1 protein-coding gene is annotated in these 444 nt (G+C 70.9%); it reads right to left on the reverse strand.

All coding sequences use genetic code 11. The features are described 5' to 3' along the window. Nucleotides 1-444, reverse strand: a 444-nt coding sequence (locus tag JGU66_36455) for an AMP-binding protein (GenBank protein ID MBJ6766269.1), incomplete at both ends; no start/stop codon positions are given.

A 444-nucleotide genomic window follows, 5' to 3' on the forward strand; every position in this document is an offset into this window, starting at 1 on the left:
CACGCAGGGCGTCGAGAGTCGGAGGCGTGCCGGAGGGAACGAGGTAGGCGACGAGGCGTGAGTCCCCCGGAGCGTCCTGGCGGAGCAGGACGCAGGCATCGCGCAGAGAGGGCAGTGCGCGCAGCGCGGCCTCAATCTCACCGAGTTCGATGCGGTGGCCGCGGAGTTTGATCTGGAAGTCGAGGCGGCCGAGGAACTCGAGGGTGCCGTCGGGGCGCCAGCGGGCCTTGTCGCCGGTGCGGTAGAGGCGAGCGCCGGGGAGAGAGGCGAAGGGGTTGGGGAGGAAGCGCTCGGCGGTGAGGTGAGGGGAACGGAGGTAGCCGCGAGCGACGCCTTCGCCGGAGAGGAAGAGTTCGCCCGGGACGCCGATGGGAGAGGGGAAGCCGGATGCATCGAGGACGAAGGCGGCGGAGTTGGAGAGTGGCCGGCCGATGACGGGCACCG

Source organism: Myxococcaceae bacterium JPH2, assembly GCA_016458225.1.
Lineage (GTDB): Bacteria > Myxococcota > Myxococcia > Myxococcales > Myxococcaceae > Citreicoccus.